The sequence below is a fragment of the Bacteroidota bacterium genome (assembly GCA_017303975.1).
Classification (GTDB): Bacteria; Bacteroidota; Bacteroidia; order JAFLBG01; family JAFLBG01; genus JAFLBG01.
The window spans coordinates 27,532-41,518 of the sequence record JAFLBG010000007.1 but is presented as its reverse complement, the minus strand read 5'-3'; the positions used below and the strand labels follow the sequence as shown (position 1 = coordinate 41,518).

Genomic DNA, 13,987 nt, shown 5'->3' with positions numbered 1-13,987 from the left:
CATGTCATGTCAAATTTATTTTTCAATTTTGTCTCACTTTTAAAGCATATTATAATCATTTATTTAATTGTTTTTCAACTTATTAAAAACAATTAACATTTCATATTAATAATTTTATCATCTATAAACAACACCTAAAAGAAGTATAATTACAAACTCACATCTGTCTATCTGCAATGTTATGTTATTGTTTTCTTGTTCTAAACAAGCAGTACAGAACAGATACATTCAAACGCTAGGTTTTACGAAATTTTATCTTGCGGACCTGTTAGTATATTAGTTAAAAACTAGTGCAACAATCAACAAATAGACTACTTTTCAACGCTCAACTCTCTATTGTTAATCTTTAATTAGCTTTTTAATTTCTTTCGTATTATTCACTACCACCTCTACAAAGTACATTCCTACAGGTAGTTCGGAGATGTTGAGAGTTGTAGTCGCTTCTGACAAAGAAGTAGTTTTTACAATCGTGCCATTTACATTGTAAATAGTAAGTGCTGCGGTTTCGTTCTCTCTAAGTGTACAAGTTACATTAAGTACTTCGGTAGCAGGATTCGGATAAACAGTTAGTGCAGATACATTTTCCTCTTGCATTGTTTTATAAGCAAGGCTATTGTTATCTTCTACTTGATCTTCCGGTGATAGGGCCAAAGCAGGCAAGGTATATTTACAAATAAATGAAGCATCATCGGTTGTTACTTTTGCAGTTATCATAGGATTAGAAGCTAGTAGCTTATATTCTCCTTTAGATAATAAAGAAGTAACATACACTGCCGATTTATATGTTACGATATTGGGAAGCTGCGCTGTAACAAATCCTGACGCTGAAGACCCTACTTTAGCTTGAATTCTGTTTTTCCAAACTACAGCATACAACCCTGCAGTTCTAATTTTAGACATATACAAATCTTCTCCGTTAAAGCTTGTGTTTGCCAAACTGGTGCCATATACAATAGCACCTTTAGGGTCCATATAAGAGGTAAAATGCTTTCCTAACATAGAAGGAACTCCTTGCAGGTTGTCTTCAAAATGAGAAATATAATTTCCGTTCTTGTTATACTTAGCTATAAAAATGGTAGTGTTATTAGCGGTAGCCATAACTGTTTTACTAGGAGTTAAATCTATTAGTTGATTCTCATCTAAATGTCCTGCCAACAAAATAGTTCCTGTTGCATCAATGTGCGTGTTAATTTCGCTATAAATCGCATCATAACGTTGCAACTGTTTGTGCCAAGCATAGGTAAGATTTGCATTGTATTTTAACATCAGAAATGAATTGTTCAATGCTGCTTGTTTGGTACTTGTTGCGGAAGGATCAACATCAATATATGAATTAAGCCCACAACTTAAATAGCCCGATATCACAATGTTTTTTGAAGGATCGCAATCTACATCGGTTACTTGTATAAAATTCTCCGAATTAGATTTTAGCACCATATGATTTAGATAGTTTAGATTGATGTCGTATTTCACAACTAGCAAATCATTGTATTGCATGTACACTTTTTTTACAGCAGCAGCAGGGTTTATGTCGAACCAATCTGCATCTTCGCTGTTGTTACGAATTACCATTACTAAGCTTCCATTTCTATCGGTAGTAGTTGCCTCCACTTGTAAGCTAGATCTTCCTCCTGTGTTTAGCGGTCTAATGCTTGCTTTGCTTGCTAAACCTCCGCTTGCATTCAAACGCAACATAAAAATATCTTTAGACTCTAAATAATTATACAATTGATTTTTGGCTGTTAATATTGTGTTCTCATATTTAAACTTTCCTGCAAATCCACCTACAACATACATACCGGCTAGTTTATTTACCGGTGCTATTTCGTGTACATGTACAAACGAATTAGGCGCGGCAATATCTATTTGTTTTGCCCAGCTTAACTTTCCGTTAGAGGTTTCGTAGGCTGCCAAAACATCAGACGCTAGCATCTTTTTTCCTACAGAAGGATCAAAGTCGCGTTGAAAATTATCTATGTGTTCTTGTGATAAATAGTACAGCTTACCGGCAATGGTATCAATAATATTATCAGAAAAATAATTGGCTGTATTTTCTTCTACGTAGGTAAACAAATCTTGGTTAAAGGTTTGCTTCCAATTTACAGTAGCTTGTGCTTTAGAATTGGAGGTATAACCCAATGCTGCTATTGCCAGCATGGAGGCTAGTTGTTTTGCTTTCATTTTCTACTTTTTGGTTAAGTTGCTGCAAATATATACTAGCGCTACACCCCTTGTCAAATCTAATTTTGGCTCAGATTGGAGATTGGGTACGAAACAAAAAAATATAACTACCTGATACTTAGAAGCAGAAAATTAAAATTATATAAGGCAGATTGGAGGTTGAGTGGTGAGCAATTCGAAAAAATATTTTTGAAAAAAACGAAGTTGATAATCCAAATTACCTCTGAGTCCTTTTTAAATCAATAAAATAATTTTATGTATCAGGTGGGTATGAAAGAAATTATCAATACCAATTCTACCTTATTAATGCCACATGACCTGTATAGGAATGTTTTACATCAAACACATCAGTTATGCTACATTGCCATACATATATGTCTTGTTGCGCAATTTTACTACCATTGTTTGCTTTCCCATCCCAAGGAAGAGCCAAACTAATAGAAGATACTTTTCCGGTAGTAAAAATTTCACTGCCCCAACGATCGAAAACAGATAACTGAAACTCTGCAATTCCTATTCCGTGGACACCCAAAAAATCATTTACTCCATCTCCATTGGGTGTAAAAGAATTTGGAGCATAAAAAGTAAAATCGGGTTGAATGACAATACACATAAAAGAGCTATCTACACAACCATTCTCAGCATAAGCTACTTGTGTAATACAATACGTTCCGGTATCGGAATAAGAATGCATAGGATTTTCAACATTCGCATAGACGGCATTCGCATTATTGGGATCATTAAAATTCCACACCAAATTAGAATACCCCGTAGAAAGATTTTCGCACTGTACAGTTGGGTTTAAAGCAGTTATTTCAGATGGCAGTACAATAAAATGAGAAGTAGGTGTATCATTTATTCGTATAGTATCTTGGAGCTTCGCACTCACAGAGCACCCCAGCGAATTACTTACAGTAACTGTTGGACAATAATTTCCTACTGAGGTATAGCATTTACTACTAGTATCTATAGTACTAGATACAGCACTACCATTGTCTAGTTTCCAAACATAATTTACACCAACTCCATACGGATTAGTTGCAGCAGTAAATGTAACACAAGCTGGACCACAACTTTCGGTTTTATTGGCATCAAGAGTAACACTAAATGATGGGCTAGCGGTTATAGTAGAAATTACAGTAGTTGTACACCCTTTATTATCTACAACCTGAAGGGAGTAAGTACCCGCACATAGGTTTGTACTTACAGAACTCGTTTCCCCATTAGACCAACTAAATTGGTACGGAGGGGCACCGGCAACAACAGTACCAGTAAGAATACCGTTACACGCATTGCCGCAAACACTTCCTGATGAGCTAATAGATGCCACAAGACTATCACTTTTTTCTATTGTAATTAAATAAGAATACGACTTAGGAATGCATATAAACGATTGAGATGCAGATACACCAACTTCTATTTGATAGGTTCCTGCTGGAAGATTCAAAATGGAATCAGATAGTGAAGTTGTGCTTCCTGGTGTTACATGGTAGTAAATTGGAGCGGCTGTGTCATTTCCTGTAATTATGTAATAAAATGGCATCGCAGAATTTACATCGAAACTAATTTTCCCCGAATTTGATGAACAGCCTTCCGGAAAAACAGTATAGGAAAATACTACAGAGGTATCAATATCCGGAACACAATATAATGCGGCACAAGCTGACGGATTTGAAAAAACTCCAACAAAATTTTCTCCTCCGGCAGCAATGCTCCCATTTTGCAGCCAATCCATATCAAACACAGCTCCCGTAGTTGGAATTAGCGTTACAAAATTTAAGGCATTGTCGTACTGCTGAATTCCCCATATCGTACCTAAAAATGTGTTGTTGCAATTATCCATCAGCAAGCCGGAACTTTTAACAGTATCAAATGCCAACACAGCTCCTTGCACAGCTTGGTTTACTGTGGTATAATTAATAAATGTTCCGGAAGTATCGTATTTAGCTAGCGTATCACCATCAAACACACATAGCTGAGTACAATTGGCAGCAATGCCATTGTGCATAAAAAAATAGAGCGTATTAATGTAAGTTGCATTGCCATTACCTGAGTGATACGGATAAATTCCTTTTGTTGGAATATCTTTAATATAATTTCCATCCTTATTGAATATTGCTATTCGGGCAGATGGCACATTTACAATAGAATTGGTACTTACCGAAAATATTTTTCCGCTGGGTGATACTACAGCCGCTCTAAGCTCGGGAGTGTTTAAATTACCTGTAATACAATCTAACGATTGATTTCCGTTATACGACTTATATTTATAAATATTTCCATAATTAGCGGCCCCAAAACCAAATACCGACTTTTCATCGGAACTTAATCGCATTCTAAAAAAACTTTCTCCTTGAGCTCCTACTGGAGAAAAAATTGGACCATATACAACATTTCCCAACGCATCAATCTTATAGTAAACATTGTTTTCGCTCATATAACAACTCCCTCCCTTATCTACATCAATATCTCCAAGACCTTTAACACCTGCATAACCAAGTGTATTCGTACTCAATGTCCATAGCAAATTACCATTCACATCGTATTTTTTTAGCACCTTGAATAAATTGCTTCCATAGGCCCACACATTTCCAGCAGAATCTGCTGCAACATCATACACCTCATTCTGATTAGGAAACAAAGGATTGCTAACCCATGGGTCGATTACAATATCTTGTTCTCTATTATAACTTTCAACTAAAAACGAAAGAGTATCATTTACCAATTTATAACTGCTATAAATTTTCTTTTTTGATTTTATATTGTACGTATATGGCACATCGTGAATAAATACTCCTACCGGAGACTTGTATTCAGCTTGTCCACTGGTGGTTAAGCGTGGCTTATCAAATCCGTGTTGCACTAATTTAATATTAGCTATGGATGCACCAGCATGAACTACTACATTATATTTTACTCTTCCTTTATTCCCAACTATATATTCTATGTCAATATTGGGATATATATTTTCAAGAATAATTTTTTTATAACAATTCGATTTAGTAGTTATTTTTCGAGACGGGTTATGGTTTATATAATATTGTTTTTGTGATTGCAACGTAACAATGGCAGGCGTTCTATTCGCCCCTACCCACTCCCAAGCAAACAAATGCTTTATGTGCTTAGCAATTTTGCTTTTGTCTATTTTGGGCTCGGAAGGAGCTTGCCCTTTTCTGTGCTCTCTTCTTCCCCACGTTTCATAAAGTGCATCGTCAATAACTTGCTCAATATACACATACGAAAGAGTTGTGGGGGTAAGATATGTAATTACACCTTCATTACGTGTATAAAACAAAACTGTATCAGTTATATCCGGCACAAGGTTAGCAAACTCACCATTATTCTGTATCCACACTTCTTCATTAAATGGTGCTAACTTAGACCATTCGTTCTTTTCTGAAAAAGATGACGCAAAAAAGAATAGAAACAAAATTGTAAGATATGAGCAACTAGATTTTAACGGAATACACATTTTAAGATCGCTATTTCAGAGAAAAAACCTATTTATACTTTCCTACAAATCTATTTCATTTATCCAGTTTTGGCAATTCTATTTTCAACTTTAATTACACTTTAATAATACACATACAAACACATATAACTATATATCAACTTTTTAAAACAAATATTATATCATTAATATGTGTTTTCCTAGTTTACGAAAAAAGAAAATAATACTGTAAATTTTAGGGAATCATTTTATGTTCCCTTGGGGTCCAAATCTGCATTGCATTCAAACTTAACTTGCTGCCAATTTGCACAAAAAACTATCAAATCAATAGTTAAATATTCACTCTTCTCAATACGACTGAACTTTCTATGAGGAACTAGAATCCGAGAGTATTGGTAAAAACCTTCGAATTCGATAAATAAATAGTGTCTAGAAAACAAAACAGCTCTTAAATTAATTTTGCAGAACAGCCAATCATGTTGATTAACTTTTCTGCAATAGTAAAAAGCTGAATGATATATTTCCACTAGTTACTTTCCTTGCTAGATAGAAAAGAATACATAATACCACCACCAAAATTTAGCGATGAAATTCTACCAACATTAGAGTTGCCACGTACAGATAAGTAAAACTTTGTTCGGTTATTTAAAATATATCCGGTTGATAAATCTATCATACTTGCAAAACCAATTTTATTGCCCACGTATAGAACATCATAAGTAATGTCATCATCTGCGGTATTATACATAACAGATTTCTCCATAAGAAAGCTAGGACCTACACCAATCTCGGAAGATACAAACAACCTACGCCCTAATGTATAACCCGCGGTAATTGGGAAGCTGATGCTTTTTGTAGCTACGCTCCATAGAGTAGAATTAATACAAGGTGCATTGAGTATTGTGTTCTTCGAGTACAATACATGTGTCCCAAATATAAAATTTCGTTTCGTGGTTACTTTATACGCCACTCCAAATGTTCCACCACCAGATGATTTAGGGTAAAAATTCTCAACATACCTATCAGTAGTACGATCAATTAGGAATGATTGCTTGTAGTGAATGCCAGCATATACACCTAATTCATTTTTTTGTGCATTCGCAGATGTTATAAGCGATGCCATAATCAAGAGTAAAGAAATTCGTTTCATGATTTTAGTTTTAAATTGTTATGATACAAATCTACAGTAACACCAACCGCTCTGTCCACTCAAATTTTTGCGCAGATTGGAGATTGAGTACAAAACAACAGAACGTAATCTGTTGATTTCTAGGATTAAAAAAATACAAGTTGCTACATTAAATACTAAGTTGGTTAGCTTAATTAATTTCTCAATCCTAAATTAAAGTAAGCCATCTAACGTTTACGATTTCTATAGAAAATAACCAGACTACCAATTCAAGCATCCTAGATTCGTCTCGAATAGAACATTTTGCATGTGGTAATGTTGGGGCAGAGTCTGGGATATGTGAGTTGATTTAAGAAGTAATATGAAAACCAAACAGCTCTATATTCTTTACAAATAAGTATTCTTTTTTCATTATACTTGATAATAAAATAATTCCATGGCAGAAGTAAGCTTATCACTATACAACCTTATTCATTCATTAACAGGAGCAGAGAAAAAACAATTTTACCACTATGCTTCTAAGCATGTTATTGGTAAAGAAGAGAATTCCTACATGCTGCTTTTTGATAATATTGCCGAAAACAAATTATATGATGAAGAAAAAATAAAAAAGCAGCTTTCGGGAAAAATCAAAAATTTTGCCTCCACCAAAAACTACTTATATGAGCTTATCCTAAAGAGCTTACAAGCCAACAAGTCGAATTTCGATATAGAAGATGAAATAAATAATTATTTAGAAACTATAAAAATACTGGAGCAAAAAGAACAATACGAAAAGTGCTTTCAGCAAATAAAAAAAGCTAAACAAGTAGCCAAAGAGAAGGAGTTGTTTGATAAGCTACAAGAATTAATTTCATATGAGCTAAAAGTATTTTTTCACTTAGCAGAATATACACCGGAAGAATTTTCAAGCAAGTTGGATGAATTGAAGTACACAAAAAACCTAAACGACCTAAATCAACGAGCTTTAATCAATAGCTACGAAATGATTTACCTTACTAATCAATCCCATCCCAACAAAAAAGAAAACAACAATAAACTCTCAACCCTCCTAAATTCTAGCACTGAAATACTTCGAGAAAAAGAATCTTTGCATAAAACAAAATTTATTTCATTAGAAACAATTGCGATTCTAAATGGCTATACCGGCCAAATTACAGAAGCAATCAAACACTACGAAAAACTACTCCTGCTGTATAGTGAGCAGAAACAACTACTCGAACAATATCCATCGTTCTATGCAAAATACTGCAATGCGTATTTACAATTGTGTGGTTATTACGCTCACATAAACAAAACTGAATTGGCAAAAGAAATGCTGCATACATTTGAAAACACACTAAATAAAAAACAACTTGGACTAAGAGCTTTAATTATTCAAGCAAAACTTTTTACTACCGAAATTAACTATATGCTAAACAGTAATAATCTAGAAGAGTTTAGCACTAGTCAAGTAGAAGATTTTTTACAGAAAAACAAAAACAACAATTCAAATACCTATCTAGCTATTGTAAATCATCTCCTAATTTTGTTTTTGTTAAAAAAGGACTTTAAAAAAATGGGAAAGGTTATGGTCGATACAAACAACCTTTTCGAAGCAAAAAAGTATGACATTAGAAAACATAAATTTTGCACACTCAAATTTTTGCTCTTTTTCGAACGAAGAGATTACGAACAAGCAGAACTGTGCTATAAAAAAGAAATAAAACCATTTACCGAACAAAACTTAGGATATACCTTTGAAAATGAATTCTATTCTAGATTACTTGAAATTATAAAAGACAATAGAAACAGCACCTCGCAATTTGAGCTACTTAACTCATTGCTTCAAAAACATAAAACAAATACATTAGTAGGAGGCTTATATTTATTAAAATGGGTAAGGGGTAAACTCAAAGAAATTGTATAGAATATAAAGCAATTGTTTAAACCTCTAACTTCTTGATTTCAAAAGTTAGTCGACTACTTTTGCAAACAATAATTGTTTTGCAACTCGCGCCATGTTAAAAATTTTGTTGCAATAACCGGCTTAATCTGTTGATAATTAATCCATGTATTTTCTACTTCCAAAATTGAAGACAATGATTTTCGAAACACAGTCAAACAATCTTTAGTGTACAATGAAAAATCGTTATTACTTGAACAACAAAGATAATAGTGTGCAAACAATTTACCCTCATCATTAAAATCAGTTTCTTTCATATTACCATCGCATGCAATAGCTATAAACTCGAGGCCTGTAATTTCTTTATTCATTACTTTCATCAATACCGATAGTGCATTTGACTTATGCTTATCAGCTATTAAACCATTTAAAATCATCCAGGAAACAAACATACCAAGATGTTTATTCTTATATGCAGTGCACTCAAAAGAAAACAAATTCCTTTTCATTTAACCAATTTTAAAGTCCTTCAGACTAACAATCCGTTTGTGCAGATAAAATCTGAAGGACGTAGTTTAAATTATACAGTCATACAGCTTGTATCACTAGCTCTACAGCACTGTGTTGCAAGAGGAGCCGGCTCTACGGTTTTACAACTTGTATCAGTTGCTCCACAACATTGAGTTGCCAAAGCTCCCATAATTGTTTTTTCCTCTGTCTTAGTCAAAGATGTAGTAAAGCTTTTAACTTCTAAATCTTTCAATTTCATTTTTGATTTCATTTGTATAGGTTTAATATTAATTCGCCTACTCTATTTTTCGGTTTTCGGCATACCCGACTTTTGCAAAAGATTTTTGATTTTCTTAGTGAAAAAGCGGAGGCTACATTAATGTAGCACTCCACTTTTATCCTGCATGAGAAAAACAAAGAACGATCTTAAAATTTGTATGTATTTTTCTTTGTACTTAATACTTTGTACTAACTACTTACTATTGTTTAATCAATTTTTTAATTTCTTTCGTATTACTTCCCACCACCTCTACAAAGTACATTCCTGCAGGCAGTTCAGAGATGTTTAGTTTTGTTTCTTGTTCATTCGCTTGTACTGTTTTTACTGCAACTCCGTTGTAGTTATAAATTGTTATAACTGCTTCTTTTAGTTTCTCTAATTGAATGAAAATTTCTGCATTTGCAGGGTTAGGATAAATACTGAAAAAAGAATAACTAGGCTTTACCTCTTTAGTAGCAATTCCTGTTAAAGGATTTGCGTTCCAATAAATCACAGCTCTATTGTTTATTAAATTCTTAATAGTTCCAGCTCCAATTAAATTACTGTTTGCATCAATAAGTAAATCGGTAACGTTACCACTATAATCCATTTCGTTAAATGTAAAGCGTAGTCCTAGAGTGTCCCACTGAGATCCATTCCATTCAGAAACATAACGATTAACAGTAGTTGTAGATTCGATAGCAGCATATATACGATTTTGAGAATTACTTACTATGCTCCTAATTTTTCCTTGAGCATATAGCGAGTTATTCCCACTTCCTAATTCACTCCAAGAAGATCCATTCCATTTGGCTACATACTGCGTTCCAATTGTATTCTTAAAATTTCCTGCAGCATAGATGTTTCCTTGATTGTCTAAAGTCAGTGCCTCGATAGTCCCATTAGCATTTAAGCTATTTGCTCCCATACCCAACTCACTCCACGAGGTTCCATTCCATTTGGCTACATATTTGTATCCGCTTGAATTTTCAAAATCTCCTGCAACGTAAATATTTCCTTGGCTATCGGATACCATTTTTAATATCCAGTCGTTTGCATTTAACGCATTACTTCCGATTCCTAATTCACTCCAAGAAGTTCCGTCCCATTTGGCAACATACCTATTCCCGCTAGAATTTCTAAAGTCTCCTGCAGCATATACATTCCCAGATGCATCTGTCATAAGATCGTAAATATGATAATTCGAATTTAGTTTACTTGTGCTTGTTCCTAATTCGTTCCAACTTATACCGTTCCATTTAGCAACATAGCGCATACCAGCGGAATTGTAAAATGCTCCAGCTACGTAAATATTACCTGTAGCATCTATTGCAATAGCATAAATATCAACATTAAAAGTACTTGCTCCGGCACCACCAACTTCTTCCCATTTATTTCCATCCCATTTGCAAATCATGTTATTGCCTTGCCTATTTAGCATACCGCCTGCAACATATATATTCCCACTATTATCTTTACAAATATCATGAATGCTTGTAGGATAGTAATACCCTCCTGATTCGGAATCCAAAGCATTGGAGGTAGTAGCTAGTTCACTCCAATTTGTGCCGTTCCATTTTGTAATTTGTTTTCTGTTGTCCTTATTTCTATAACTCCCTGAAGCGTATATATTCCCTTGATTATCTATGCATAGATTTATAAATGCACCATCCGCATTTAGTGCATTGGCGCCTGTGCCCAATTCAGACCATGAAGATCCGTTCCATTTAGCTACATAATAGTTATAGTTACTGTTTTCGAAATTTCCCGCAGCATATAAATTATTTTGGGCGTCAATCTCTATAGCGTAAACGTTTGTTCCAGTTGAGGATGGGGCAATATCTAACATATATGACCAACTTGATCCATTCCATTTTTGTATTTGGGTGCTTCCACCACCCGCATAAATATTATTGGCTGCATCAAGCTTAAGAATGAAAATGCCCGGATAAGACATGTATTGCATAGTTCCAACTGCACTCCAAGAAGTACCATTCCATTTTGCTACGTAATAATTAGAGCTACTGTTACTAAATGCTCCTGCAGCATATACATTCCCTTGGGAGTCCAGAGCTATTGTATTTATTACACCTCCAGCCTTTAGAGATGTAGTAAAGGAGGTCCCCAATTCAGACCATGAAGAGCCGTTCCATTTTGCTACATAATAGTAGTTGTTGGCATTTTGGAATGCACCAGCAGCATAAATATTTCCCGCTCCATCAATAATAATTTGGTAGATCGAATTATCTGCTTTCAAAGAATTCGCTCCTGTTCCCACTTCAGACCAAGAGGTGCCATTCCATTTTGCCACATAGCAGTCTCCATTACCATTTGTAAATGCCCCTGCTATATAAACATTTCCGGCTGCATCAGTAACTATACTATATATCATATCATTCGCATTCAATTTGTTGTTACCAGTTCCAAGCTCAGACCAAGAGGCGCCATTCCACTTTGCAACATAAATTCCATTTTTGTTCGAACTAAACGCTCCATATATGCTATTATTAATATTGTCTGTATACACAAAGAGGGGGGCAATTGATTCTCCCATTTCTTCCCAATGTTGTGAAAAGGAAAATGCTGATATTAGAAAAAAAAGTAGAGTACCTTTAAGTTTAAAAATAATTTTATTTGTTTTCATGGGTTTGTATTTAGTTTAAAGTTTAAAAGTTGTACGATTTGTTATTTAGTCTTCTAGTCAATCAGTCTTCTCATTTTTTTTCAACTAATTAGACTTTTTGACTAGTTTACAATTCTACATTCCTAATTTTTAATTATTTTATTCACTTCCTTATTTCCATTCCCAACCATCTCTACAAAGTAAATTCCCGCTGGCAATTCAGAGATGTTTAGTTTTGTTTCTTGTTCGGTGGCTTGTACTGTTTTTACTGCAACTCCGTTGTAGTTATAAATTGTTATTACTGCGTTTCCAGTTAGTGTAGTTTTTAGAGTAAGTACATCTGTTGCAGGATTTGGATAAATGGATACATTCATAGAAGAAGTGGTTGCATTCATTTTATATGTATTGCTATTATTCTCTTCTATTTGATCTTCCGGTGATAAAGCAGTTCCACTTAATTTATACTTTGCTACAAACCAACCTCCGGATGTTGTCAATTTTTTACTGGTTGATGAAGCAACCAATGTATAACCTCCGTAAAAATTACCGGTAAAATATAATGTGTTTCCAAAACAAGCTACCGGTGCGCTTGAAACTATATTTGCATAGCCGGCATTTTGAACAGTAGGTTTAAATGTAGTTTTCCATTTCAACACTGCCATACTCGTGTATTTATATATGTTGTACATTTTTTTTACAGAATTATAGCTAGAAATAATTGTGTTGTTCTTTGAGTCAATAGTAAATCTTCCGTTACCCATTATTAGTGCCGACCATTGGAACGCCCCTATCCCGTTGTATCTAGCTATAAAGGCCGTGTCGGTTGTTGCCACTACTTTTGTTGTTAGGTTATTATCCGGCACTAAATAAACCGGTTTATTCTTTTCTACATTTCCTATAAATACAATATTGCCAACATTATCAAATTTTGCATTACCCCATGGCGCACCTTCAATTCGCTTGGCAAATTGCAGGTTCCCGTTTGAAGAAAAATATTTAGCAAAAAAAGAATTGTATGCGCCATCCTTACCTTTTAAATAGTATTGATATGCGTCTTTTGTATTAAAGTCGATGCTTAGCTTTGTAGTATCTACTTTATAAAATCCGGATAACAAAATATTGTTCCCTCCCTTGTCTACATCCATTTTTATATCTATTTCATTTTCATTTGTGCGAATAGGTTTCGCCCACATAAGCTTAAAATTTTTATCGTACTTCGCTAGAAAATAATCTTTCTCTCCATTCTCCCCGGTAGGAAATGTTATACTATTGGAATTATAAGGACTTGGATTAAAATACACATCGCCTCCAAAATAATTTCCGAGTATGTATAGATTTCCGTTTTTATCGGTGATTGTTTCCTGTACCTCTAATGCCGGGTAATCGGAACTAGAAACAGATTTAAGCACAGCCGATTTTAGCACTGTACCTGAAGCAGAGTACTTAATAAAAAAAACATTTACACCATCACTTAGTGAGGTTAATACTGTAGCATCAGTTTTAATTTTTCCGTAAAAAGATCCTGTAACACAAATTGAAGAAGTAGCGTAATCGAACACAACATCGCTTAAATAAATGTATGATCCATTTGCAATTGGTTTAATTGTTTTTGCCCAATTTAGTGCGACTCCTGTCGCTGTTTCTTTGTACGAAGCCACAATAGGTGTTCCAAGCTCCACACCATCCATAGGTTCGTAATTGCCATTACCTGTAAGGGTTTTCTTTTTTGAAGAAGGGTCAAAATCTGCTGAACCTTCGAGCATACCAATAAAATAAAAGTTCTTTTTTACTGTATCTACATCTGTAGCAATACAAGATGCGTTACAATTTGCAATTGGTGTTGCAAATGAAATAGATGATTGCGCTTGGGTTTGCATAGACAAGCCCCACACTACTAATGCTAGCATTCCTGCTAAGCGTTTTGAATTTGCTTTCATGATTAATCTTAA

The 13,987-nt window shown here is 34.4% G+C and carries 8 protein-coding genes; 1 reads left to right on the top strand and 7 read right to left on the bottom strand.

The features are described 5' to 3' along the window. Positions 1-339: 339 nt before the first annotated feature. The 3 genes from J0M08_04220 to J0M08_04210 all read right to left on the bottom strand — a co-directional run bounded on the left by J0M08_04220 (position 340) and on the right by J0M08_04210 (position 6,782). Complete coding sequence (locus tag J0M08_04220) at positions 340-2,181, bottom strand: T9SS type A sorting domain-containing protein (protein MBN8702245.1); 1,842 nt, start codon at positions 2,179-2,181, stop codon at positions 340-342. 295 nt (positions 2,182-2,476) lie between these two features. Further along, a complete protein-coding gene (locus tag J0M08_04215) occupies positions 2,477-5,653 on the bottom strand; it encodes a gliding motility-associated C-terminal domain-containing protein (GenBank protein ID MBN8702244.1) in 3,177 nt (1,058 codons plus the stop codon). A 505-nt stretch (positions 5,654-6,158) separates the two neighbouring features. Continuing rightward, positions 6,159-6,782, bottom strand: coding sequence for a hypothetical protein (locus J0M08_04210; protein ID MBN8702243.1), 624 nt, complete (start codon positions 6,780-6,782; stop codon positions 6,159-6,161). Between the two features lie 415 nt (positions 6,783-7,197). Here J0M08_04210 and J0M08_04205 point away from each other — a divergent pair, with 415 nt between their 5' ends. Continuing rightward, positions 7,198-8,670 carry a hypothetical protein gene (locus J0M08_04205; GenBank protein MBN8702242.1) on the top strand — a complete coding sequence of 491 codons (1,473 nt, stop codon included), beginning with the start codon at positions 7,198-7,200 and terminating at the stop codon, positions 8,668-8,670. A gap of 53 nt (positions 8,671-8,723) precedes the next feature. Here the strand turns inward: J0M08_04205 and J0M08_04200 are convergent, their stop codons facing one another. The 4 genes from J0M08_04200 to J0M08_04185 form a co-directional block, all read right to left on the bottom strand. After that, a complete protein-coding gene (locus J0M08_04200; protein MBN8702241.1) occupies positions 8,724-9,155 on the bottom strand; it encodes a hypothetical protein in 432 nt (143 codons plus the stop codon). Between the two features lie 71 nt (positions 9,156-9,226). Next, positions 9,227-9,427, bottom strand: a complete 201-nt coding sequence (locus J0M08_04195; protein MBN8702240.1) for a pinensin family lanthipeptide — start codon at positions 9,425-9,427, stop codon at positions 9,227-9,229. A 208-nt stretch (positions 9,428-9,635) separates the two neighbouring features. Further along, entirely contained in the window at positions 9,636-12,059 is a 2,424-nt protein-coding gene (locus J0M08_04190) for a T9SS type A sorting domain-containing protein (GenBank protein MBN8702239.1), read from the bottom strand. A gap of 122 nt (positions 12,060-12,181) precedes the next feature. Continuing rightward, a complete protein-coding gene (locus tag J0M08_04185) occupies positions 12,182-13,975 on the bottom strand; it encodes a T9SS type A sorting domain-containing protein (GenBank protein MBN8702238.1) in 1,794 nt (597 codons plus the stop codon). Positions 13,976-13,987: the final 12 nt, after the last annotated feature.

What these genes read in the sequence shown, in the direction of transcription:
- J0M08_04210 (MBN8702243.1), bottom strand. Translation starts at nt 6,782, where the DNA reads ATGAAACGAATTTCTTTACTCTTGATTATGGCATCGCTTATAACATCT.
- J0M08_04195 (MBN8702240.1), bottom strand. Translation starts at nt 9,427, where the DNA reads ATGAAATCAAAAATGAAATTGAAAGATTTAGAAGTTAAAAGCTTTACT.
- J0M08_04215 (MBN8702244.1), bottom strand. Translation starts at nt 5,653, where the DNA reads ATGTGTATTCCGTTAAAATCTAGTTGCTCATATCTTACAATTTTGTTT.
- J0M08_04190 (MBN8702239.1), bottom strand. Translation starts at nt 12,059, where the DNA reads ATGAAAACAAATAAAATTATTTTTAAACTTAAAGGTACTCTACTTTTT.
- J0M08_04220 (MBN8702245.1), bottom strand. Translation starts at nt 2,181, where the DNA reads ATGAAAGCAAAACAACTAGCCTCCATGCTGGCAATAGCAGCATTGGGT.
- J0M08_04185 (MBN8702238.1), bottom strand. Translation starts at nt 13,975, where the DNA reads ATGAAAGCAAATTCAAAACGCTTAGCAGGAATGCTAGCATTAGTAGTG.
- J0M08_04200 (MBN8702241.1), bottom strand. Translation starts at nt 9,155, where the DNA reads ATGAAAAGGAATTTGTTTTCTTTTGAGTGCACTGCATATAAGAATAAA.
- J0M08_04205 (MBN8702242.1), top strand. Translation starts at nt 7,198, where the DNA reads ATGGCAGAAGTAAGCTTATCACTATACAACCTTATTCATTCATTAACA.